General features: G+C 52.2%; 2 protein-coding genes. Both read right to left on the reverse strand.

The genetic code is table 11. The features are described 5' to 3' along the window. Positions 1 to 142: 142 nt before the first annotated feature. Complete coding sequence (proC, locus tag Q0386_RS04085; protein WP_299027447.1) at positions 143 to 931, reverse strand: pyrroline-5-carboxylate reductase; 789 nt, start codon at positions 929 to 931, stop codon at positions 143 to 145. After that, the coding region (locus Q0386_RS04090; protein ID WP_299027450.1) for a hypothetical protein at positions 928 to 1,350 on the reverse strand (423 nt) is incomplete at its 5' end. The genes Q0386_RS04090 and proC, both read right to left, overlap by 4 nt.

A 1,350-nucleotide genomic window follows, 5' to 3' on the forward strand; every position in this document is an offset into this window, starting at 1 on the left:
TAGAAGTTTTTTTATAAAAATTAAAATTTCGATTAATTTTTTTAAATTTAAGTCGCAATCCAGAATAGATCGCGTCTATAAGTAAAAATCCACGCCTTTAAACTCCAAAAATCATTTTCAAGCGTCGACTAAAGCAGTAAATTTACTTAGCTCTCGCTTTTTTCACGCAAGCGCCCACCGCATCCATCACCGCCGCGCGAAAACCGCCTTTTTCTAGCGCCTTTACGGCCTCTATCGTCGTGCCGCCGGGTGAGCAAATTTCGTCTTTTAAAGTCGCGGGATGTTTGCCGCTTTTTAGCATTAGCCTCGCAGAGCCCGCGACGCTAGCCGCGACGGCTTCGTACGTCAGCGCTCTAGGCAGCCCCTCTAGTACTCCCGCGTCCGCCGCTGCCTCGATAAACATAAAAACATAGGCCGGCAAGCTACCCGCGATACCTGTAAATGCGGCAAATTTAGCCTCCTCCAGCTCATAAACGGCACCGAAATTTTCAAATATCTCACGCACCGCCGCCCGCTCGTCCGCGCTTAAATTTTCGTTAAAACACAGCGCGCTTACGCCCTCTGCGATTGCCGCGGGAGTGTTTGGCATCGCACGCGCGACCTTGGCCTGCGCACCCAAAATTTGCATGCTTTGCTCCAGGCTAAAATTTGGCGCGAGCGTGACTATAACCTTACCTCTCGCCGCCTCTTTTATCAAATTTAATATATCCTCATACGCCGCGGGCTTGGTCGCTAGCACCGTGATATCGGCCGCCGACGCGACCGCAGATTCGCTCTCGCAGGCATTTACGCCGCACTTTTCGCACAGAGCCACCGTTTTGCTCCTGGCATAGACGAACACCCTCTCGCCGCCCAGCCTTTGCGCCAAATTTTCGATCATCGCGCCGCCCATATTTCCGCCGCCGATAAAGCCGATTTTAAGATTTTTCATTTTACCGCCTTTCTTAGAGCTCCGATTTTGACCGCCTTGCCAGCAAGCGCCTCGCGTATCGCGATATTTTCCGCCCAGATGGCACCCGTGACTTGTCCCGGCACCAAGATATAAACGCCGCCCGTCTGCGCCTCGTCGCTAGCCTTAAAGTCGTTGCCCGAGATCATCTCGTATATATCCTTCGTGTCGTTTTCAAATTTGATCGCCGCTTTTAGCGTCGGCGCTTCGCCATGTTTCGCCGCGCCCGCGTACTGCTCGAGTGCATTTTTACTAAGCCTGCCGTAGACGCCGCCATCTGGGCTTAGATATATCCGCACGGCGCGCTTATCCGAGTTTTTGCCGTCCTTTTCGCCCTTGCCGACGTTCACGCTCATCTCGTAGGCGGTTTCTCCCGTCGGAAAATCCTTAAATTTAGCGTC

The sequence above is a fragment of the uncultured Campylobacter sp. genome (genome assembly GCF_938045625.1).
GTDB lineage: Bacteria > Campylobacterota > Campylobacteria > Campylobacterales > Campylobacteraceae > Campylobacter_A.